Below are 21,113 nucleotides of genomic sequence, written 5' to 3' on the forward strand. Positions count from 1 at the left end.
TTTCACGCTGCCGTGACGAGGCTTAATGCACTTGAATTATTTATACGAAAAATCGACTAAATCGAGACTTTAAACGCGGGCCGGAGTCCATCCGACGTGGACTTTCAGCCCGCTGCAATCGGCACGGCGCTCACGGCCTAGTTCCGGTTGGGGCGTTCGCCCGAACGGACCGTACGCCCAGTCTCGGCATGTCGATCATGCCTCGGGCCAAGGTTGTTCAGGGTAGCGACAGCGCGTCGAAGGCGGTCGAACCGGCCATCACGCTCTCGCCGCCGAGGTCATGTCCGATCGGAGACGACGCGGTTAGAGCATTTTCAAGCGAGCCGGCATCCACCTCGCTTGAAAATGCTCCAGGCCCTTGTCCGGCCTCCATTTCGGCGGAGAGCGCTCCCGTGGCGGAAATCCGACGCTTGGTACCGATCCCTCAACGTCCGAGAGGGGGGCCGCCCGTCCGCTCCTGAACGGCGGGTGCATTTAAGCGAACATAGCCGTGAAGACCGTTCACGACCGAGACGGTGTGAAAACGCGGATCTGTGCGCGGCAGATAGAAATATCGTCTACGATACCCCTTTTGAGCCGCTGTAGAGGTCATCCAAGGCGATGGATATCAGCCTTCGGTAGAAAACTGCGCTGCTGGGTCTCGACGTTTTCACACGGCCTGGACCCGAACCGGACTCTCCAGACGGCTTTGGTCAGCACCCGGAAGCGGTCATTTGGCATCGCGGGCATGACTCAAGATGTTGACCAGCCGTCCGAAGGGATCGCGGACAAAGAACCGCGTCACGCCCCACGGCTCCGTCACGGGCCCGTGATCGAGCCTATATCCGGCATCGATAGCGCGCTGGAGGACGAGGGATAGATCATCGACCTCCACCGAGAGGTCAGGCACGGGCGTGCCCGAACCACCTTCGGTCGCGACACTGATTTGAGGAGCAGCTAGCCCCGAGCCGACGAAGGTCACGATCCAACCGTGGTCCATCCCGACTGTCATGCCGAGCACATCTTCGTAGAAAGCTCTGGCGGCGTCCATCCGATCGGTGGCGATGTTCGCGACGACACGCCTGACGCCCATGTTACCAGCTCCGTCACGGTCCATCGTCAGCTTATCAGCATGTTCGGCTGAAAGCAGCTCGGCTGGAAATCGCCCCGAGCTGCCTTTGTATGCTCGCTGATTGCGTCGAAGGACTTTGCTTCGCCGACAGTGCCGAAGCGTAGGCCGCTGGCGATACGATGGCCGCTGAGAACGAGTAAGTGTCTCTCGCAAAACTCCCGCTGCGCCGCCGTGCTCGGAGCGAGAACCGAGGGTGACCGGGAGTTTTGTGAGGCACTCTAAGGTTGCAACCACTTGCGGTGCGGCACCATCGACGTGTGATTGGCCTGACCAAGTCGCCTGCCGCTCGACGATGATCCTCTCCTCGGAGAGGGGATGCCAGGACACGGGCTCCAGATGGATCCCGGCACTCGCGATCCATGAGATGAGCGTCTCGACACCGGTCGCCGCGCCGCGTGGGACACCGACCGCCCCGTCGTCGGTCACGATCTCCCGCGCGCCAGCGGTTTCGCGTTCGTTCACGACACGGCGCCATTCCCAAGGGAAACGGACGTCCGTGTCGCGCTCCTGTCCTGTCGCGCGTGCGCGCGGCGACGATGGAAGGTCAGGCGGCGCGGACGGTGTGGAGGAAGCGCACGACTTCAGCGGACAGGTACTCGGACTGACGCGACAGTTCCGACGCTGCGCCCAGGACCTGACTGGCCGCCGCACCGGTCTCTTCGGAGGCGCGTGCCACGCCGGACATGTTGCTCGTCACTTCGGTCGTCCCGGTGGATGCCTGGGCGACGTTGCGCACGATTTCCTGGGTTGCGGCACCCTGCTGCTCGACAGCGGCGGCGATCGAGGTGGCCACATCGTTGATCTCGCGAATGCGCGCCGTCATCGATCCGATGGCGGACACCGCCTGCCCGGTGACGCCCTGGATCTGGCCGATCTGGGTACCGATCTCCTCGGTGGCCCGTGCCGTCTGCGAGGCCAGTTCCTTCACTTCGGTGGCGACCACCGCGAAGCCGCGCCCGGCTTCGCCCGCACGGGCTGCCTCGATGGTGGCGTTGAGGGCCAGGAGGTTGGTCTGGCTCGCGATGTTCGAGATCAGCCCGACCATGTCGCCGATCCGGGCCGAGGCCTGGCTGAGGGCCTGGACCAATTGCAAGGTCTGATCCGCCTCGCCGACGGCCGTCTGGGCGAGGTCGGACGAGCCCGAGACCTGCCGCCCGATCTCCTGAACGGATGATCCGAGCTCCTCCGCGGCGGCAGCCACCGTACTCACGTTCGTGGAAGCCTCTTCCGCCGCTGCGGCGACCGTGCTCGACTGCGCGGCGGTTTCGGCGGCATTCGAACTCATCTGTTGGGCGGTCGCCTGCAACTCGGTGGCGGAAGACGAGACCATTCCGACGATCCCGCCGACTGCCGCCTCGAACCCGTCGGCCAGTTCGATCATGGTCCGTTTGCGTTCCTCAGCGGCCGCTGCATCGGCAACACGCTTGATCTCCGCCTGTTCGGCCGCCTTTGCCGAGACCATGGCCTTGATGCCTTCGACCGCCTTGCCGACGGCCCCGATCTCGTCCCCGCGTCGCGCTTCCGCGATGGATGTGTCGATCTCGCCTTGCGCCATCCGCTCGAGCACCGCCACCAGGCGACGGATCGGTAGAACGATCAAACTAAAGACGAGGCCTGTGAGGAAAACGGCGATGATGACACTGGCAATGCTTCCGATGATATTGGTCAGGTAAGCCGTCGAGAACGAGGTTTTCTGTTCGACCCCTCGCATATGGAGCAGATCGTGCTCGACCTTTGCCATTTCGCCAACGACAGCCCGAATAGCATCCATCGATGCCTTGCCGGCGCCGCTTCCTTCAAGGGCGCGCGCCTGCTCTAAATTCTTCGACTCGACGAGGGCGATTTCCTTAGCCGCAATGTCACTCGACCAAGCCGTGGCAGCACGTTGAAGCGTCGACAGGCGGTCTTGCTGAGAAGCGTTGTCGGAGGTCAGATTTTTCAACCGGCTGAAATTTTCCTGAAAATCGATTTGACCCGATTTGTAGGGCGCGAGAAACTTGGAGTCTCCCGAGATGAGGTAGCCGCGCACGCCGGTCTCTTGATTGACCATAGCCATGTTGATACTATCGAGCGCTTGCAGCACTTTGTATGTATGCTCAGTCTGGCCAATGCTCGTTTCGATCGAGGCGACGCGCGTGTAGCCGAACAAGCTCACACCGATCGTGAGCGCAGACAGAGAAACGAAAGCGACTGCCAGTTTCGTGGTGATCTTGATATCGGAGAGCGCGCGCATGCCGGGAGCCTCGAGCAGATCCACAAGAATCGCGATCTGACTGGTCCAGTATCGGCTACAAGCGTTAATCGAGCGTATAAATTGGCGGGAAAGAAGATAAGGCGGAATTTTCGATGGGCTGCCATCGAGGGTCGCATTGTATCGGTCTGGTTGTTGCTTAAGTACTAAAAATTCGCAGTCCCAGTCGGCATTGTCCAGTTCAGAGGGCTGACGAGCCGTGATGGGCAAGCAAGGCCGTTCGCATCTCAAATGCGTCGAAGGCCGTCCAGGTCATGAACGCATGACGACTTTTGGATGGGACGAGGTGCCCCGGGTTTTTCTCTTTCGAGGGAGATGCCGATGGCTCGATATGCGCTGAGGGTTGGCGAATGGGCGGTGATCGAGCCGGCCCCGCCGACGGACACACGCGGCGTCGAACGGGGGGACGACCGATCGAACCGGCCCTCCTGCGGCCCGGTCGAGGCGAGCACCCGGCTGCCGACCTCGGCGGCCTCCCGGCCCGCGGGCACTCACAGAGTCCCCCGGCACCCTGCCCAAGCGGTGTCAACGCGTCCGAACCTCCACCCCGAAACGAGTTGATCTCTTCTGAAAGGTAAGGAAGAAGAGGGCATCTTTTCCGAGTGCAGGCTCAGCATTGTCTCATGAAATGCTTATTAGCATCTCCTGAGAGCTTCGGCCTCACCCTCATCCGGCTGGTCTGATCATGGGCGAACATCACATCCACGCTTCGGTCGGGGTCGCGCAGGCGATCTTCGACGGGATGGCGTCCGCCGACCGGGCGAAGGTGGAGGCGGAGGCCGCGAGCAAGGGCGTGAGCGCCTTGGAGATCGTGCGCCAATCCCTCGACATCCTGATCGCCGATGCCAAGCCCGCGAACGGGGCCGGCGGAGCGGGTTCGGCGCGGTGAGGGCCGTCGCGTCATGGTTCTGCCCTTCACGATGACGGGCCGCTCCCGCGGCATCGCGGGGTCGCTCCTCCTGCTGTCGGCCCTGTCCTCTCCCGCGCAGGCGCAGCGGGTCGAGGACGGGTCCGACGCCGTCGTCGGCAAGGCCGTGGCGGCGACGATCCTCGCCATGGTGGGCGAGCGTTTCGGCGAGCTCGACCCGAAGGTGACGGCTCTGCGCAGGGCCGAAGGGTCCTGGATCTGCGGTTCGGTCAACGTGAAGAACCGGGACGGGCTCTATATCGGCGAGCGCGGCTTCGTGGCCGATCCGGCGAGCGCGTTCTTCGGCCGCGTCCCGGAGGGGCCGGAGCTCCTCAACCCGCGCGCCGAGGGGTTCCAGGCCCTGGAGCGGATCAGGGCGTTGTATTTCGCCATGTGCCTGGACTGACCCTCGCCCCCTGACACGGCGAAGGGCCGCGGGCGCGCGTTCCGAAACCGCCCGGTCCGGCGACACCAAAGCCGGACGTCGCGGTTATCCCCCCATGATGATGGACACGCCCCGCCTCGGTTTCTGCTGCACCTTCGTGCTCGACGACGATCCCGCCCGCTTCAAGACCCTGAAGGCCGCCCGCGAGGCGACGCTTCACATGAACCTGTCTCACACGACCATGAGCCATCTCGACAAGCTCGCGCCCCCGGCGCGGCGGGCGAAGCTCGAAGGTCTCGTCCGGCACAATCTCGCCGCGCTCGAACGGCAGATCGCCTGGGTGGCGGCCCGGCCTCCCCTGGAGCGGCTCCTGCGCATGGCGAGCAACGTCCTGCCGGGCTACACCCACGAGGTGGCGCGGGCGATCTATGCCGAGCCCGAAATGGTGGCCCTCGTCGAGTCCGGTCTGGCGCGCATCGGCGAGCGGGCGCGGGAAGGCGGAGTCCGTCTCAGCTTCCATCCCGGCCCGTTCTGCGTCATCGCCTCGCGCAACCCCAATGCCGAGCGCAACGGCATCTCCGAACTCGAATACCATGCCGAGCTGATGGCGATGATGGGCTATGGCTCCGGCTGGCATCCGCAGGGCGCCCATATCAACATCCATGTCGGCGCCCGCGATCCGGGCATCGAGGGGTTCCGCGCCAGCCTGCCCAAGCTCTCGCAGACCGCGCGCGACCTCTTGACGGTGGAGAACGACGAGAACGCCTTCGGCCTCGACACGGTGCTCGACTTGGCGGACCAGGTTCCGGTGGTCCTCGACCTGCACCACCACTGGGTCCAGAGCGGCGGCACCTATATCGAACCCGACGACGCGCGGATCGCCCGCATCCGCGACTCCTGGCGCGGCGTGCGACCGATCGCCCATATCAGCCTGTCGCGCGAGGCCCTGCTGGAGGGGCACGACCCGGACACCCTGCCCGATTATGCCGCCCTGGTGGGAGCCGGGCATAACTGGCGGGACATCGCGGCCCATTCGCACCTGATGGGCAACCGGGCGCTCAACGCCCTCGTCGCCCGCCACCTCGCCTGGGCCGATTTCGAGGTCGAGGCGAAGGGCAAGAACCTGGCCTCCACTGGCATCGCCGCCGAGATCACCACCGCGCGTGCGGCCGACCCGTCGCGGGGCGCCGCCTCCGCCGCGTGAGGGGAGCGGCGGCGGGGCGCTGCTCATGTCTTGCGGAAACCCGCGTCCCGCTCACCGCGTCGCGAACTTGATGCTGATCGCGGCCTTCGCCGTCAGTCCCGGGCTCTGCAGCAGGTTGAGGTACTGGGTGTAGCGCTTGTCGAAGGCGTTCTGCAGGATGAAGTCGGCCCGGATCCGGTCGTTGACCCGGTAGGAGGCGAAGACATCCACGAGGCCGTAGGCCTTGGTCGCCAGGATCGTCGCGCCCTCGGGCACGGCGATGCGGCTGTCCACGAAGGTGAGGCGGCTTCCCACCGTGAGGCTGTCGTCGAGGAAGCGCAGGCCGAGCGTGGCGCTGATCCGGTCCGGGGGGATGCTCAGGAGGGTCTCGCGCGTGGCCTTGTCGCGCCCCTCGGTATGGGTGGCCGCCACCGAGACGAAACCGCCGCCCCAATCGTAGGCGCCTTCGAGTTCGACGCCGGAGAGTTCGGCCTGCGCGACGTTGAGGTACTGGAACGACTGGACCGGGATGAAGCACGGGAAACGCCCGGGCCGGCCGACGCAGACCGAGGCCGGAATGCCGGGGATCACCGGCACGAAGTAGGTCGGGCCGACCCCGGCGATGTTGATGTAGTCGTCGATCTCGTTCTGGAAGACGTTGGCCTTGGCGCGCAAGACGTCGCCCGGCCTCAGGACATCGCCGTATTTGAGGTTGATGCCCCCTTCGATGTTGTGCGCCACTTCCGGCTTCACGGCCGCGTTCGGCAGGATGTTGAAGGCCGGGAAGGGATGGATGCCCTGGACCAGGGTCTCGGTGATCGACGGCGCCCGGTAGCCCTCCGCGTAGGTGCCGTAGACCTCGATCCCGGCGAACGGCGAGATTCCCACGGTGATCTTGGGCGACAGGCGGTCGCCGCTCGAATGCGAAGGGCCGCCGGACAGGTCGTAATGGTCGTAGCGCAGGGCCCCGATGACCCGGAGCCAGGAGGCGTAGCGCACCTCGTCCTGGATGAAGGCGCCCGCCAGGGTCCGCTCCCCGGAGGGCGTGAAGGCGGAGCCGAAGCCCCCGGCATTGTCCGTGGTCTTGACCCGGTCGAACACCGCGTCGCCGCCGATGGTCAGGGCGTGGCTTAGGGCCCAGGTGTCGAAACGGGCCGTGTTGTGGACGTCGACGCCCAGCGTCTCGATGTCGTAGTCGATCCTGTTGCCGGCCCGCACGCCGAGATTGCCGTAGAGACCGCTCGCGGTGTCGTCGAGGAAGGTCAGCGTGTTGTGCGTGCTGGTGTAGTACCCCTTCGCGCTGAAATCGATCAGCGGCACGTCGGGCCGGGCGAAGCGATAGCCGAGGGTGTAGGTGTCGGCCTGGACCGCGTTGTTGAAGCGGGCTCCGGCGTTGCTGCTGCCGTTATTGGCGAAGTCGAAGTTCTGCAGGAGGGCCGTGCCGCTGATCTCGTGGCCGTCGGCGGGACGGAGGTTGAACTTGGCGAGGCCCGAGGTCAGTTCGTTGCCGGTGTCGCGCACCAGCGTGCCGAACCCGTCGCGATAGGCGTCGTTGTTGCGGTAGACGAACTGACCGAACACGTCCGCCCCGCTGCCGATGCGGGCGCCCAGCGCCGTCGAGTTCAGGAATGTCTGTCCGTTCGAGCCGAAGCCGAATTTCTGGACCGCGCCCGCCGTCTCGTCCGGCGCCAGGATGTCGTCGATGGAGCGCGTGCGGAAGGCGACCACGCCGCCGATCGCGCCGGAACCGTAGATGGTGGAGGTGGGGCCCCGCGTGATGTCGACGCCGCCGACGAGTTCGGGATCGAGATAGAACACGCCGTTGGCGCTGTGGCCCGAAGTCTGGAAGTTCTGGCGGGCGCCGTCCACCAGGACGTTGACGCGCCCGAAATCCTGCAGCCCGCGGATGTTGATGGCCTGGGCCGGGTCGTTCTGGTTCTCCTGCGTGGTCACGCCGGGGACGTCGCGCAGGACGTCGGAAAGACGGCTCGGCTGCAGGCGGTCGATCTGCGCGCGGGTGACGACGCTGCTCCCGGACAGGGCGTCGATGGCGGGCTCCTCGGTCTTGGTCGCGGTGACCGAGAGGGTGTCGAGGCTCACCGCCATGTGCGGCGCCTGCGCGGCGGGGAGGGCCGGCGCGGTCTGGGCTTGAGCGGCATTCATCGCGATGAGCGAGACGCCGACGAAGGCGCCGGCGCGATGGGGGGTGAGGAGGCGACGGGAAGGCATGACCGGTTCCGCGAGACAGAAGGGCAGCGCTGGGAGGTTGGCTGGCCCGGAATGCTGTTGCTGCTCGATGACTATGCGGTCAACGCGGTCTAGTCTTGGATAGATTGGGGTGAGTCAAAGGACCATCTGAATATGACTGGATCTGTTCCAGTTTGATAGTGTAATCTCATGATCTGTTGCCGCCCGGTCACAGGCGGCGCGGCAGGATGAAGGGCCGGCCGCCCTCGGGAACCCGCCCCACCGGCCAGTTCACCTGGAAGATGTCGGCGATCAGGTCGTCGCGCAGGATCGCGGACGGGGCGCCGCGCGCCACGAGGCGGCCGCCGGCGAGCACCAGCAGGGTGTCGGCATAGGCGGCCGCGAGGTTGAGGTCGTGCAGGATCGCCACCACGCCGACGCCGCGGCCCCGCAGCCCATCCACGGCCTCCAGGATCGCGCTCTGATGGCGCAGATCGAGGCTCGCGGTGGGTTCGTCGAGGAACAGGACCTGTCCGGCGGCGATGGTGCGGCCGGCGGCGAGCTGGCACAGCACGCGTGCGAACTGGACCCGGGCCTGCTCGCCGCCGGAGAGGCTCTGATAGGCACGGCCCGCGAGGGGGAGGATGTCGGCCCGGCCGAGGGCGTCGGCGAGGATCGCCTCGCGGTCGCGCCGGGTGAGGCCCCGGCCGATGCCGTCGAGGCCGATGCGCGCGACGTCCGAGACCGAGAAGGGGAAGGCGAGCCGCGTGGTCTGCGGCAGTACCGCCCGCAGGGCCGCAAGCCGCCACGGCGGGATCTGCGTCACCGGCGTTCCGCCATAGGCCAGCGTGCCGGCGGTGGGGGCGAGCTCGCCGCAGAGGAGGCGCAGCAGGGTGGATTTGCCCGCACCGTTCGGGCCGATGATCACCTGCAGCGATCCCGGCGCCACGTCGAGCGAAACGCCCTCCACGAGGGAGCGCCCGGCCGTGGTGAAGCCGAGGCCGGACGCGGTGAGCAGGGGCACCGCCTCAGACATCGAGGGTCCGGGTCCGCGCCAGCAGGAGCCACAGGAAGACGGGGGCGCCCACGAGCGCCGTGACGATCCCGATCGGCAGTTCGGCCGGGGCCACCACGAGGCGCGCCGCCACATCCGCCAGGACGAGGAGCGCGCCGCCGAGGAGGGCCGAGGCCGGCAGGAGCCGCCGGTGCTCGGGGCCGATCATCAGCCGCAGGGTATGGGGCACCACGAGGCCGACGAAGCCGATTACGCCGGCCGCCGCCACGCCGGCGCCGACCGCGACGGCCACGAGCAGGATCGCCGCCCGCTTGAGCCGCTCGACCGGGATGCCGAGATGGAACGCCTCCGCCTCCCCGAGGACCAGGGCGTTGAGGCCGCGCCCGAGGAACGGCACGGCGATCAGCACCGGCAGGATCGCCGGAGCGGTCGCCGCCACCTTGGTCCAGGTCGATCCCCCGAGGCTGCCCAGGGACCAGAAGGTGAGGTCGCGCAGCTGCCGGTCGTCGCTGGCATAGACGAGGAGCCCGGTCATCGCGCCGCTCAGCGCTCCGAGCGCGATGCCGGCGAGCAGCATCGTCGCCACGGAGGTCCGGCCCGAGCGCGTGGCGACGAGGTAGAGGCCGAGCGTCGCGGCGAGCCCCCCGCAGAAGGCCGCCGCCGGCAGCACCGCGTAGGGGAGCGGCCCCGGCAGGCTGAAGGCCGCGAGGAGCCGGTCGCCGAGGACGATGATACAGGCCGCCGCGAGGCCCGCCCCGGCGGAGACGCCGACCAGGGCCGGATCGGCCAGGGGATTGCGGAACAGCCCCTGCATCAGCGCCCCGGAGACCGCGAGGCCCGCCCCCACCATCAGGCCGAGGAGGGTGCGCGGCAGGCGGATGTTGAGGATGACGAGGCTGTCGCGGGCGAGGCCCGGATCCGCCCCGCCCCGCATCAGTACGTCGAGGATCCGCGACGGCGCGATGGGGATGGCCCCGATTCCGACGGAGAGGAGGCTGACGGCGAGGACGAGGACCACCAGGCCGGCGAAGACCGCGACGTCCCGGCGGCGCGGGTCGGCGAGCCCGTGCCCGCGAGAGGGATCAGCCACGAATGAGGTCGGGGTAGATCGCCCGGATCAGGTCGTGCGCGGCATCCGGGGTGCGCGGGCCGAAGCCGAGGAGATAGAGGCCGTCCATGGCCACGAGGGCGCGCCTGGCCGCCGCCGGCACCTGGCCGAGGGCGGTGCCGGGGGCGAAGGTCGTCTCCGGGTTCGGGGCCTCGGCGCCGTTCTGCATCATCACCACGGCGTCGGGCGCGGCGGCGACGATGGCCTCGTCCGTCATCGGCTTGAACCCCTCGATGCCGGTCGCGGCGTTCTCCACCCCCGCCAGGGCGAGGATGCCGTCCGCCGTGCTGTTGCGGCCCCCGACCATGACGCGGCCGTTGGCCACCGACAGCACGACGAGCGCCCTGGCCGGGCGGGTGATGCGGGCGCGCTGCGCGCTCAGCCCGGCGAATTGCGCGCGCACCTCCCCGGCGAGGGCGGCGGCCTCCCGGTCGAGGCCGGCGAGGCGTCCCACCGTGGCGATCTTGTCGAGGACGCCTTCGGGGGTCGGCGGCTCCTTGACGATGGAGACCGGCACCCCGGCCTCGCGCACGAGGGTCAGCACGTCGGCGGGGCCGGCCCCCTCGGCGGCGATGACGAGGTCGGGGCCGGCCGAGAGCAGCCCCTCCGCCGACAGGGCGCGCAGATAGCCGACATTCGGCTTCTCGCGCAGGACTTGCGCCGGATAGATGCTGGTGGTGTCGACCACCACGATCCGGCCCGCAGCCCCGAGCCGGTAGAGGATCTCGGTGACGGCGCCGCCGAGGGAGGCGATGCGCGCGGCCGGCCCCTCCGCCCGCGCCGGGCCCCCGAAGGCGGCGAGGCCGAGCCCGCCGGCCAGAATCGCGCGGCGGGACGGGCGGAGAGGGGATGGGCGAAGAGGGGAGGGGCGAAGAGGAGAACGGCGGTGCGTCATCTGGTCGGGATCACCCTGTCGTTGGCGGTCGCCCGGAGCCGGTCGCGCCGACAGGGACGCGGAGCGCCTCCCGGCGACCGTCCGTCGGCGTCATGACCTCGACCGGGACACCCGTATCCTGCCGCCTTCATGCTATAGTTTTGAGGAGTGTGCCCGCCGCCGCAGTCCAAGGCAAGATTTAAAAAAATCTCTACTTTTGAATGGATACAGTCTGTTCTTGCCGTTGCTGCGCCGGAGGCTTCCGGAGCGCCGCCGCCGATGGGGCCGGCTCTCAGCAGGTTTTGCGGACGTGGCCCCGGTTCTGCGAGCAAAAGCTGCGAGACATCGAAGAGCCAGGTGACTATGTATTCTGCAAATCCGCTCCTTTGGAGGTACAAACCTGGCAGGAGTTCGCCGATGTCCGTTCTCAGCCAGCCCCAGTTCCGTTGCGAAGAAGCCGCCTGCTCCTGGCTTCAGGCTACGCTCATAAGCACAAGGTGCTGAGCCTCGTCGACCGCGACACGGGACAGAAGCGATCCATGGTCGTCGATGACCTCAGCGCCAAGACCCTGCTCCCGATCCTCAAGGAGAACATCGCCAAGGAAGCCCGCGTGATGACCGGCCAGGCGGGCCAGTATGGCAAGCTCTCTGCGACCTTCACCGGCGGCCACGGCTTCACCCGGCACGGCCAGGGCGGGTACGTCGACCTCGTGGACCGCACGATCCACACGAACACCATTGAGGGCGCGTTCTCCGTCTTCAAGTGCGGCATGAAGGGCGTCTACCAGCACTGCGGCAAGCAGCACCTTCACCGCTACCTCGCCAAGTTCGACTTCCGATACAACAACCGGGTGAAGTTGGGCGTGAACGACGCGGAGCGCACGGAAAAGGCGCTCACCGGCATCTCTGGCAAGCGCCTCACGTATCGACCAGTTGGTGCGTAGGTAGGCCTCGAAGGAGCTATGTACTACTGATCGGTTTCGTTGGCCTCATCGAACGCCTCATCTTCCATCGTTTCATCTATATAATTTTTTTGAGCGTTGAGATAGCCTATAAGCTTATTGATATCCCGGGTCGATTTTAGACTTACATAACCTGATAGCGCCACTCCGTCATAGGCAAGCTTGAACGGGCGCCCGGGAGGCAAAGTCATTGACGTCTGAGGCGGCGCGGCCGGTGCTGCGGCGTGTGAGGACGTGTGCATGGGCTCTTCCTTCGATGGCTCTCTCGAAGGCGAATCATGCCCAATGCGGCCGTCCTGTACGATATCTATTGTCTCGCGATAAAATCGGATGACCTGATCCAGTGCCGCTTCGGAGAAGCCCTTGCGGACCAGATAGGGCTTCAAGCTCTCATCCGAAGGCGGGCGATCCGGCCATTTGTCCTTGATCTCTTGGAACAGCGCAGGACGGAACGCTGCCTCTTCGATCGCCGCCTGCCGTTCACTAGCGTCATGGGGGTAGATGACCCGCATTGCGAGATCGCTAACGCGGGCTTCGCCGTCTCCCGTTGAGTCGATCAGGCCGTACTTCGAGATGGCCGACAGCGCAGTGAGCGACGCGCCATTGAGCGACCCAAATCCCAGGTGCTTGACGATCGCCTCACGGGGGGTCGAGTTGCGACCCTCTACCTTGTGCAGCGTGCGCACGCGCTCGATAGCGGCTGGTAAACTCAGGGCGGGGTAGTTAGGGCTTCGTAGGCGGGCCATTTGCGCTCTCCGGCTGTCCCACGGAAGATAGCGCGAATTCCGCGTAATATCCATATTTATCGTTGAGGACTGACGTCACACGCGATAACGGATTTAACGCACAGCCCGACGAAGCCCCTTGCATCGGGGTTCGGGTCGTTTATGCTGGCGTCGCCAGAAGACGGCTGGAAGGTCGGTATGAAGATACCTGTTCAGCCCCTAGCGCCCCGGTCCTCGGCGCAACGGGGCTAAAACGACGAAAGCCGGCCCTGTGGCGGGGCCGGCTTTCTGAGAGGACCAGTAACCGGGCGGTCGGCCCAGGCTTCTAGTACGCTACACGCCTAGAGTCGCATGTCGGCCGCCCACCCTGCAAGCCTTTTCATCGGAAAGGGTTACGGCCGTGGTGTGGGTGAATGCCTACGTCCGCCGGCGGTTCGGGTCTCTCGAACACGTCTGCGGCCACTTCCGCAGCTTGCCGGCGTAAGCCGCAGCGCGAGTTGCCCAAGGGCGAGCGCGATGCGGTCGGCGGGTGACGCAAACGGTCTCTTGGTAGGCTTTGGCCGTCGGGGTTCACTCCGGCGGCTTTTTGCTGTCTGCGCGCTGCAGGCTTACATTCATCGACTATATCGAGGGCCGCGCCGATGCCAACAGACACACCCGCCAAACCCAAGCCCTCCAAGCTCAGCGCCGAGAAGCCGACGCCAGATGACGGCCTCACTCAATCCGAGCGCTTCATCAAAGCCGCTCAGGAACTTGGGACCGATGATGATCCCGAGCGTTTTAAAGAGACAGTGCGGAAGCTGGCGAAGGCGGATCGATCGCGTGTCTAATCGACGCCGAGCCCGTTGTCTCGACAGAGCTTAGCGATGTCCGGTCGGCCATCCCGCCTGTCAATGAGCGCGAAGCGTGGATTTGCGCCGGCCTAAATCGAAGTCATAAACGGTCTATACTCGGTCAAACCACCGTATCCATCGCGGGAATTAACTGTCGAACATACTGAAATCGGATTCGATCCAGCCCTGTTTGCCTTGAAAGCTCCGAACTGCGCTGTTGGCCCGACTTTGCTGCGGATGAGGACTTTGATAGCTTCTATCTGCGCGTCCGTAAGCTGGACAGGTTCCCGGCCGACCTGATTCGAGGTAGCTTGGCCCTCGCCATAGCTCGGAATTGGCCGTGACATGCATGTGATCGCGGCCAGCGACAAGCAAATCAAACCCAATCGGGCTCCCCAGCCTCTCATGATGCAACCCAGTTCTGCCAAGCTCCCGAAAGCGATCTAAAGCATTGCGGTTTGCAAGCTACATAATCGCCAAAAGCTAAGCAGGGTGAAGCGTTGGCTTGCCGACGCGAACCCGCTCAGCGGCGCGGCCTCTGCATCTTCACCACCGTGCTCTTGGGGCGACCGATCGGCTTCAGGGGCGCCTTGGCCTCCAGGGCGGCGCGGGCGAGGTCCTGGGGGCGCGGCGCCCCGTTCGCGATCCGCATCAGGGCGTCGGCCATCTCCTCGAGGGTCTGGGCCGCTTCGCCCTCCAGCGTCTCTTCGGCCCGGATGCCGGGGAGTTCGGGCGCGATCTCCTCGGCGGCCTCCCGCAATTGTTCGATGAGTTCGGCCGGGGAATAGCGGGAGGGGGGTGCATATGCCATCGGGCGACCATGGCAGCAGCCGGCGGCCCCGACAACCGGCCTGCCGACGCGGGGCTCCGGACATGGGGCCAGTTCCGCGAAGCCGGCCCGGCACCGGATCCGCATGATCCGTCGGAGCACTCCGAGCGGGCCGCGTGTCCTCGCTGCCGCTCGATGTCCGTTCGACGGTTCGCGCATGACGCGAGATAGGCAGGATTACAACATGGCGGCACGAGTGCGAGCGTGCTTTAATCCCTCGGACAACGAGGCCCCAAGAGGCCACCGAGGGAGAGAGGCCTGACATGAACGTTCGCGTCGCTGACGCGTCCACGGCGGACGCGCGTTCTCACGGATGGTTGTCCCGCGAAAACACCGTTGCCAAGCCCGGCTTCAATCGCTGGCTGGTGCCGCCCGCCGCCCTGGCGATTCACCTCTGCATCGGGATGTCCTACGGGCTGTCGGTGTTCTGGCTACCGCTGTCACGGGCGTTGAGCGTCGGCCAGCCGGCGCCGGCGACGTGCCCGGACATGAGTGTCGCCACGGCCCTGTTCACGACGACGTGCGACTGGCGCGTCAGCGACCTCGTGACGGTCTTCTCCATCGGTATCGTCATGCTCGGCCTTGCCGCAGCCGTGTTCGGCGGCTGGCTGGAACGCGCGGGCCCCCGCAAGGCCGGTCTGGCGGCCACGCTCTGCTGGGGGGGCGGCTTCCTGATCGGTGCCCTGGGTGTCTACGTGCATCAGCTCTGGCTGATCTGGCTCGGCATGGGCGTGATCGGAGGCATCGGTCTCGGACTCGGCTACATCTCCCCCGTCTCGACCCTGGTGAAGTGGTTCCCCGACCGGCGCGGCATGGCCACCGGCATGGCCATCATGGGATTCGGCGGCGGCGCCATGATCGGCTCACCGCTGGCCAACATCCTGATCAACACCTTCAAGACCCCGAACTCGGCCGGTGTCTGGCAGACGCTGGCGGTGATGGGCGGCCTGTACCTCGTCGCCATGACCTGCGGCGCCTTCGGCTACCGGGTGCCCCCTGCAGGCTGGCAACCGGAGGGCTGGACCGCACCCGCCTCGAAAAGTGCGATGATCACCGCGGGTCATGTCCATCTCGACAACGCGCACAAGACCCCGCAATTCTGGCTGCTCTGGGCCGCGCTCGCGCTCAACGTCTCGGCGGGCATCGGCGTGCTCGCGCTGGCCTCACCGATGCTGCAGGAGATTTTCGGAGGGGGGCTGATCGGGCAGCCCGGTCTCGGCTTCGCGCAGCTCGACGCCGGCCAGAAGGCCCAGGTCGCCGCCGTGGCGGCCGGCTTCGTCGGGCTGCTCTCGCTGTTCAACATCCTCGGCCGCTTCTTCTGGGCCTCGATGTCGGACAAGATCGGCCGCAAGGTCACCTACGCCACCTTCTTCGCCCTCGGCTGCCTGCTCTACGCGGCGGCGCCCTGGGCGGCCGGCATCGGCTCGAAGGCGCTGTTCGTCCTGTTCTTCTGCGTGATCCTCTCGATGTATGGCGGCGGGTTCTCGACGATCCCGGCCTACCTCGCCGACGTCTTCGGCACGCAGTTCGTGGGGGCCATCCACGGGCGGCTGCTCACGGCCTGGTCGACGGCGGGCGTGGTCGGTCCCTTCGTGGTCACCGCCATCCGGCAGGCTCAGGTCGATGCGGGCATCCAGGGCGCCGAGCTCTACACCCGGACGATGTATATCCTCGCGGCCTTCCTCGCGGCGGGCTTCGTGGCCAACCTCCTCGTCCGCCCGCTGGCGGCGCATTGGTTCATGAGCGATGCGGAGGTCGCCGCGGCGGAAGCCAAGGGCAGTGCGGCCTCGGCACCCCTCCGTTCCGGCTCCCACGGGATCGGGCGGGGCGGTCTCAGCCCCCTTGCGGGTCTGGCCTGGCTGGCGGTGGGGATCCCGATCCTCTGGGGTATCTGGACCACCCTGTCGAAGACGCTGATCTTGTTCAGCTGACGTGTGGTCCGGCCGTCCGGTGACGGCCGAGACCTGTCTCGCAGGTCCGCGTGCCGGGGGGCCGGCTGCGGATCGGGTCGGGGCGGGAAAAGATCGGGTCGATGCGGCTCTTTTAAGCGAACCTTTGCCTTGTTCTGCTCTCTCGGTGATAGGAGACGCCGCGCTGCGGGGGGCGATCACGGGTGACCATACGGCCTCAACCATACCACGACGGCTCCGCGACGGACGCGTCCCGCCCTGACGGCGATCCCGGCCACGGGCGGCCGAGCCCGAAGGGGCAGGGCGTCCTGAACCTCGCTCTGGCCAAGGGAGAGGGCGCTCCCGTCGACGATCTGCTCGCCGCCTCCGAGGCTCCGGCGAGCCAGACGGCGCTGCCGCTCTGGCTGCTGCTGGTGGGGCGGGACGCGGTCCACCGGCGCTGGGGCCTCGTCACCGGGGCGGGTCTCGTCTGGACGGGGTTCGGCGCCGCCCTCGTGATCGACGCCCTCGACGGGGCCCTCCACATTCCCGACCGCTGGTTCGGCCTCCTCCTCGTGTTCGAGGCTTTGGGCTCCTTCGTCCGCGGCCTCGTCGCCAGCGGCGCCGCGCGCCGGCTGCGCCTCCTCAAGGCGGCGCTCCTCCTCGTGGTGGCGGTGCTGACGATGCTGGCCTCGTCCTCGAGCACGTTCCTGCTGGCCATGCTGTTCGGGACCGCCTTCCTGTTCGACGGCCTGTCGCGCTTCGCGCTTTCCTATGTGCTCCGCTTCCCGGGCTGGCGCCTGTCGGCGGCGCATGGGGTGCTGGGGGTGGCCCTCGGCATCATCACCCTGCAGCCCTGGCCCACCTGGTACGCCGGCACGGTCGGGTTCTGCATCGGCGCCTTCCTGATCCTGGCCGGAATCAAGCTGGCGATCCTCGGGCTGCGGTTGCGGCGCCCCCCGGCGGCCGCCGGACCGCGCGCGGCCGGGACCGGCACGGAGGTGCTGACGGTCTATGTCTGGACGCCCACCGGAACGGCGTCGATCCCGGTCCGGCAGCGTCTGGTCCACCGCTACGTCATCTCGGTGAACGGGCGCGGACACATCTCCACCGGACACGCGGCCCTGGAACTGGGCGACGGGGGCGGGGAGGGGGCGCTCTATGTGAGCCACTACCCCGCCGTGGAGATCGACCGCTCCCCCGACAACCTGCGCGCCAGTCTCCGCGCCGGCCCGGAGAACAACGTGCCCGGCCGCTTCCTGCCGAGCTACCGCGCGGAGGCGGACGATTGGTGCGAGGCCACCGTGAAGGTCACCCTTCACGGCATCGACGGGGCGCGCCTGACGCGCTTCTGGGCCGCCTATCGCCGCGACGCGACCTACAACCTCGTGGGCCGGAACTGCTCGACGGCGGTGGCCTGCGCCCTGGACGCCGCCGTGGAGGGCGCGTTCAGCCGGGCCGGCAAGCCGTGGCGCAAGCTCGCCCAGGCCGCGATGAGCCCGGAATTCTGGGCGGCCGCCCTCCTGCGCAACGGGGCCGGCGCGATGACGTGGACGCCGGGTCTCGTGCTCGACTACTCTCGGGCGCTCAGCGCCCTCATCGATCCCGTCTCGCCGGTCCCGGCCATCAGCTGGGACGGCGTGAGGCGGCGGCTCCTGCGCAACTGGCGGGCGGAGGCGGTGGCGCGGATGCGGAGCCTCGCCCGGCGGCGGTCTCCGGCCGCGTGACGGGAGCGGGCCGGTCCGAGATCCGGTGTGCGTACGGTCACAGCTACGCTGGGCCTCAATGAGGGGATTGCCTTCCTCGTTGGCGGAGTGCGGATTTCGCAACGGCCGACCGATAGGGCGACGCTGCCGGCCGGCTGTCTGGTCGGCAGGCCGCGTCACTCGCCCAGCCGGTCCCAGAGGCGGACGACGGCATGTCGGGCATCGATCGCGCTTCTGAAAGCGACCGTCTGGATGGGCAGGCTGTACGAGCCGTCGTCGACAGGGATGAGGCGGTCCTTGGACAGGTGCTCCACGGCGCTGTCCGGCAGCCACGCGATCCCGTGACCCGCCACAGCCATGTCGCGGAGAACGTCCGCCATATCGCTCTCGATGACCCGCCGGCCGATCAGCTTGCGCGGCGCAGCCTCGAGGATGAGCTCGACCAAACGGCTGAAATAGACATCCGAGGAGTACATCAGCAGCGGCAAGGGTTTGGTTGCGCTGCCGGGGAGCTCCATACCCCCACGCTTGAGAAGTTTCGGCGAGGCGTAGGGGCGCAGTTCCTCCTGGTGGATCACTCTCTGTATGTATTGATCGGGATCAAGCTGAATCGGCTGCTGAGCAGTGGTAAAGCAGATGAGAATGTCGACGCTGCCGGCGATGAGCGCGGTAATCATGTCATGGACGTTGCCGGATACGAGGCTGCAACTCAGTGCGCGGTCGCGCGACCATGAATGCCACCACTTTGGTAGGCTCGCCGTCGCGATGGCATAGGGGAGCGCGAGCCGCACATGATCGCGGGTCGGTGTACCGGCGAGTTCCCCGCGCGCATCGGCGACCTGTCCCAGGATTTCGGTCGCATAGGTACTGAACCGTCGACCGGCCGGGGTCAGCCGGGTTGGAAAAGCCGTCCGGTCAATGAGGGTCGTGCCCAGCCAATGCTCCAGTGACTGGATGCGACGACTAAACGCCGCCTGCGATGAATGCCGAACCTCGGCGGCACGAGTAAAATTTCCGATTTCAGCCAAAGCAACAAAGTCTTGAAGCCAGCGAACATCCACAACCGTCAATCCTCAGCGTTTATCTCTCGCTTATTGTCATCCATCTAGCACTAGAGAACCGCAATGCAAAATTTGCATTGGACGGACGCTCTTGCCTCCGACAGATTGCCGGCGACCCCACGGGAACAAAGCGCGTCAGAGGCGCCGCCGAGCACAGAGTTTCTATCATGAGAGTTTGCATCTTAGGCGCTGGGGTGATCGGTCTGACGACCGCGTGGGAGTTGGCCGAGCGGGGCTATCAGGTGACGATCGTGGACCGCCGTCGCGAGCCGGCAGCGGAAACGAGCTTCGCCAATGGGGCGCAGCTTTCCTACGCCTTCGTTGCTCCGCTCGCTTCGCCGGAAACCCTCGCCAAGCTGCCGGGTCTCCTGCTTTCATCCGCTGCTCCGATTCGTATTCGCCCGACTTGCGATCCGGCTTTCATCCGGTGGGGACTCGAGTTCCTCGCCGCCTGCAACACCCGCAGCGTCGATGCCACGACCCGCGCCCAGCTCGCGCTGGGGGCGTTGAGCCGGACCGTGCTGGCCGACCTGACGCAGCAGGAAGCGCTGTCTTTCGGTCTGCGGACAGCCGGCAAGTTGGTGGTGTACCGGAAGGCCAAAGGCTTCGAAGCCGCCAAGGCACAGGCCGAGCGCCAAGCCCGAGTCGCTGAGGGCGGTCAGGAGGTGTTGTCGGCAGCGGCGTGCCTGGCCCTCGAACCCTCGCTCAAGCTGAGGCCCGACGAATTGGCGGGCGGCATCTATACCCCGAGCGAGCAGGTGGGCGACTGCCGTCTGTTTTGCGACGACCTTGCGGTGCGGTTGAGGCGGCGCAACAACGTCTCTTGGCAGCTTGGCACTCACGTGCGCGGACTCGTGGTCCGGGAAGGTCTCGTGAAGGGGGTCGAGACGAGCCAAGGCTTGATCGACACCGACCTGGTCGTGCTGGCGCTCGGCGCCGGAGCACCGCATCTGGCCCGGCAGATGGGCTTTCGCCTGCCCATCTATCCGATGAAGGGGTACTCGATCACGGCGCGGCCCAGCCTGGGCGCGGCACCGCTACGCCATTCCGTGACCGACCTCGATCGCAAGATCGTCTATGCGCCTCTTCGCGAGGACGGGAACGATGTGGTTCGCGTGGCCGGGATTGCGGACATGGTCGGGTTCGATCGCCGTGTGGATGAGCGACGGCTGGCCGATATGACGCGGCAGGCGGCCGACACCGTGAACATCGATCTCGAGAGCGATGTGCTGCCATGGGCCGGTCTGCGTCCGGCGACGCCGGATAGCCGACCGATCATCGGGTGGTCTCCGGTGCCGAACCTTTTCCTCAATACCGGTCACGGCGCTCTCGGCTGGACGCTGGCCTGTGGATCGGCCCGCCTCGCGGCGCAGATGATCGGCAAGGAGGGGCCGGGGGGCGATCCCGCCTGGTTTGCCCTCGGCCGCAGCAATAAGGCGCCTTGAGTGGTACGGCTCGCCATCCGGCGGCCGGGCAGCCTCCCCCCAACCCAGACGGAGACCTCTTCGATGAGTGACTTGGTTCGTTATCCTTCGCCGCTGCCGGCCCCCCTCTCCAAGGCGGTGCGTGCGGGGCCGTTTCTGTTTCTCTCGGGTCAGACCCCGAAGAACCCTGATCTCACGCCCCTGCGCGGTGACATCAAGGCTCAGACCGCGAATACGCTCGATGCCATCAAGGCGACTCTCAATGAGTTTGGACTGGACCTCGGGGCTGTCATCCGTTGCACGGTATGGCTATCCGACATCGGTTTGATAAAAGATTTCAATGAAATCTACATGGATTACTTTCGAGATTCACTGCCGGTGCGCAGCACGGTGGAGGCCAAGCTGGTGAACGGCGTGGATGTGGAGATCGAAGTTACTGCGATCATGCCGTGATTCAGCTCTCGGAGCGTCGGCTGCTTGTGAAGCGGGCCGCCTTGCGAGAGGTGCGGGATGCTCGCTCTCCTCCTTGGGCACGACTTTCCGAACGGCCGACGGATCGCTGCTTCCGGATCACGCCGAGGGCTGTCCGCGCGGGTGTCATACCAGACCTCGATGAGTCTGACTCATCGAGGTCTGCCCGCGCGACTGCGCGGCGGCGGTCGT

Annotated in this window: 17 protein-coding genes and 1 pseudogene; 9 read left to right on the plus strand and 9 right to left on the minus strand. The window is 66.5% G+C overall.

All coding sequences use genetic code 11. The annotated features are described in order from the left end of the window. Positions 1-709: 709 nt before the first annotated feature. Positions 710-1,072, minus strand: coding sequence for a VOC family protein (locus tag MKK51_RS18270; RefSeq protein WP_243979591.1), 363 nt, complete (start codon positions 1,070-1,072; stop codon positions 710-712). A 583-nt stretch (positions 1,073-1,655) separates the two neighbouring features. Then, the gene (locus tag MKK51_RS18275; protein WP_243979592.1) at positions 1,656-3,344 is read right to left on the minus strand and encodes a methyl-accepting chemotaxis protein; all 1,689 of its coding nucleotides are present in this window, start codon (positions 3,342-3,344) and stop codon (positions 1,656-1,658) included. 703 nt (positions 3,345-4,047) lie between these two features. Here MKK51_RS18275 and MKK51_RS18285 point away from each other — a divergent pair. The 3 genes from MKK51_RS18285 to MKK51_RS18295 all read left to right on the plus strand — a co-directional run bounded on the left by MKK51_RS18285 (position 4,048) and on the right by MKK51_RS18295 (position 5,858). Next, a complete protein-coding gene (locus tag MKK51_RS18285; RefSeq protein WP_243979383.1) occupies positions 4,048-4,251 on the plus strand; it encodes a hypothetical protein in 204 nt (67 codons plus the stop codon). Between the two features lie 13 nt (positions 4,252-4,264). Next, positions 4,265-4,675, plus strand: a complete 411-nt coding sequence (locus MKK51_RS18290) for a hypothetical protein (RefSeq protein ID WP_243979385.1) — start codon at positions 4,265-4,267, stop codon at positions 4,673-4,675. Between the two features lie 94 nt (positions 4,676-4,769). Beyond that, positions 4,770-5,858 (plus strand): UV damage endonuclease UvsE, encoded by a 1,089-nt coding sequence (locus MKK51_RS18295; RefSeq protein WP_243979387.1) that lies wholly within the window; start codon positions 4,770-4,772, stop codon positions 5,856-5,858. A 51-nt stretch (positions 5,859-5,909) separates the two neighbouring features. Here MKK51_RS18295 and MKK51_RS18300 read toward each other — a convergent pair whose 3' ends face one another. From MKK51_RS18300 to MKK51_RS18315, 4 genes are all read right to left on the minus strand, one after another. Further along, complete coding sequence (locus MKK51_RS18300) at positions 5,910-8,066, minus strand: TonB-dependent hemoglobin/transferrin/lactoferrin family receptor (protein ID WP_243979389.1); 2,157 nt, start codon at positions 8,064-8,066, stop codon at positions 5,910-5,912. A gap of 187 nt (positions 8,067-8,253) precedes the next feature. Then, complete coding sequence (locus tag MKK51_RS18305; protein WP_243979391.1) at positions 8,254-9,060, minus strand: heme ABC transporter ATP-binding protein; 807 nt, start codon at positions 9,058-9,060, stop codon at positions 8,254-8,256. Further along, complete coding sequence (locus MKK51_RS18310; protein WP_243979393.1) at positions 9,053-10,129, minus strand: FecCD family ABC transporter permease; 1,077 nt, start codon at positions 10,127-10,129, stop codon at positions 9,053-9,055. The genes MKK51_RS18305 and MKK51_RS18310 overlap by 8 nt, the downstream gene beginning before the upstream one ends. Then, positions 10,122-11,042 (minus strand): hemin ABC transporter substrate-binding protein, encoded by a 921-nt coding sequence (locus tag MKK51_RS18315; protein WP_243979395.1) that lies wholly within the window; start codon positions 11,040-11,042, stop codon positions 10,122-10,124. The genes MKK51_RS18310 and MKK51_RS18315 overlap by 8 nt, the downstream gene beginning before the upstream one ends. 458 nt (positions 11,043-11,500) lie before the next feature. Here MKK51_RS18315 and MKK51_RS18320 point away from each other — a divergent pair. Beyond that, positions 11,501-11,965: pseudogene (locus tag MKK51_RS18320) on the plus strand (IS1595 family transposase); the annotation flags it as partial. 23 nt (positions 11,966-11,988) lie between these two features. On the opposite strand, the gene MKK51_RS18325 reads toward MKK51_RS18320, so the two are convergent. After that, positions 11,989-12,729, minus strand: coding sequence for a hypothetical protein (locus MKK51_RS18325; RefSeq protein WP_243979397.1), 741 nt, complete (start codon positions 12,727-12,729; stop codon positions 11,989-11,991). 620 nt (positions 12,730-13,349) lie between these two features. Between MKK51_RS18325 and MKK51_RS18330 the strand changes: the two genes are divergently transcribed. Next, positions 13,350-13,538, plus strand: coding sequence for a hypothetical protein (locus MKK51_RS18330; protein WP_243979399.1), 189 nt, complete (start codon positions 13,350-13,352; stop codon positions 13,536-13,538). Between the two features lie 526 nt (positions 13,539-14,064). On the opposite strand, the gene MKK51_RS18335 is transcribed toward MKK51_RS18330, so the two are convergent. Then, positions 14,065-14,352 carry a hypothetical protein gene (locus tag MKK51_RS18335; protein WP_243979401.1) on the minus strand — a complete coding sequence of 96 codons (288 nt, stop codon included), beginning with the start codon at positions 14,350-14,352 and terminating at the stop codon, positions 14,065-14,067. Between the two features lie 281 nt (positions 14,353-14,633). On the opposite strand from MKK51_RS18335, the gene MKK51_RS18340 reads away from it, so the two are divergent. Further along, positions 14,634-16,301, plus strand: coding sequence for an OFA family MFS transporter (locus MKK51_RS18340; protein WP_243979403.1), 1,668 nt, complete (start codon positions 14,634-14,636; stop codon positions 16,299-16,301). A gap of 182 nt (positions 16,302-16,483) precedes the next feature. Further along, on the plus strand, positions 16,484-17,986 hold the full coding sequence (locus MKK51_RS18345; RefSeq protein ID WP_243979404.1) for an HdeD family acid-resistance protein: 1,503 nt from the start codon (positions 16,484-16,486) through the stop codon (positions 17,984-17,986). A gap of 155 nt (positions 17,987-18,141) precedes the next feature. Here MKK51_RS18345 and MKK51_RS18350 read toward each other — a convergent pair whose 3' ends face one another. Beyond that, on the minus strand, positions 18,142-19,026 hold the full coding sequence (locus MKK51_RS18350) for a LysR family transcriptional regulator (protein ID WP_243979407.1): 885 nt from the start codon (positions 19,024-19,026) through the stop codon (positions 18,142-18,144). 167 nt (positions 19,027-19,193) lie between these two features. Between MKK51_RS18350 and MKK51_RS18355 the strand changes: the two genes are divergently transcribed. Both MKK51_RS18355 and MKK51_RS18360 read left to right on the plus strand, forming a co-directional pair. Then, positions 19,194-20,471 (plus strand): D-amino acid dehydrogenase, encoded by a 1,278-nt coding sequence (locus MKK51_RS18355; protein ID WP_279601210.1) that lies wholly within the window; start codon positions 19,194-19,196, stop codon positions 20,469-20,471. Between the two features lie 63 nt (positions 20,472-20,534). Then, positions 20,535-20,903 (plus strand): RidA family protein, encoded by a 369-nt coding sequence (locus tag MKK51_RS18360; protein WP_243979410.1) that lies wholly within the window; start codon positions 20,535-20,537, stop codon positions 20,901-20,903. Positions 20,904-21,113 lie beyond the last annotated feature (210 nt).

This window comes from Methylobacterium sp. E-045, from assembly GCF_022829685.1.
In the GTDB taxonomy this organism is placed as follows: Bacteria; Pseudomonadota; Alphaproteobacteria; order Rhizobiales; family Beijerinckiaceae; genus Methylobacterium.

Coding starts and splice junctions, on each gene's coding strand:
- MKK51_RS18270 (WP_243979591.1), bottom strand. CDS start 1,072: ATGGGCGTCAGGCGTGTCGTCGCGAACATCGCCACCGATCGGATGGAC.
- MKK51_RS18275 (WP_243979592.1), bottom strand. CDS start 3,344: ATGCGCGCGCTCTCCGATATCAAGATCACCACGAAACTGGCAGTCGCT.
- MKK51_RS18285 (WP_243979383.1), top strand. CDS start 4,048: ATGGGCGAACATCACATCCACGCTTCGGTCGGGGTCGCGCAGGCGATC.
- MKK51_RS18290 (WP_243979385.1), top strand. CDS start 4,265: ATGGTTCTGCCCTTCACGATGACGGGCCGCTCCCGCGGCATCGCGGGG.
- MKK51_RS18295 (WP_243979387.1), top strand. CDS start 4,770: ATGATGATGGACACGCCCCGCCTCGGTTTCTGCTGCACCTTCGTGCTC.
- MKK51_RS18300 (WP_243979389.1), bottom strand. CDS start 8,066: ATGCCTTCCCGTCGCCTCCTCACCCCCCATCGCGCCGGCGCCTTCGTC.
- MKK51_RS18305 (WP_243979391.1), bottom strand. CDS start 9,060: ATGTCTGAGGCGGTGCCCCTGCTCACCGCGTCCGGCCTCGGCTTCACC.
- MKK51_RS18315 (WP_243979395.1), bottom strand. CDS start 11,042: ATGACGCACCGCCGTTCTCCTCTTCGCCCCTCCCCTCTTCGCCCATCC.
- MKK51_RS18325 (WP_243979397.1), bottom strand. CDS start 12,729: ATGGCCCGCCTACGAAGCCCTAACTACCCCGCCCTGAGTTTACCAGCC.
- MKK51_RS18330 (WP_243979399.1), top strand. CDS start 13,350: ATGCCAACAGACACACCCGCCAAACCCAAGCCCTCCAAGCTCAGCGCC.
- MKK51_RS18335 (WP_243979401.1), bottom strand. CDS start 14,352: ATGGCATATGCACCCCCCTCCCGCTATTCCCCGGCCGAACTCATCGAA.
- MKK51_RS18340 (WP_243979403.1), top strand. CDS start 14,634: ATGAACGTTCGCGTCGCTGACGCGTCCACGGCGGACGCGCGTTCTCAC.
- MKK51_RS18355 (WP_279601210.1), top strand. CDS start 19,194: ATGAGAGTTTGCATCTTAGGCGCTGGGGTGATCGGTCTGACGACCGCG.
- MKK51_RS18360 (WP_243979410.1), top strand. CDS start 20,535: ATGAGTGACTTGGTTCGTTATCCTTCGCCGCTGCCGGCCCCCCTCTCC.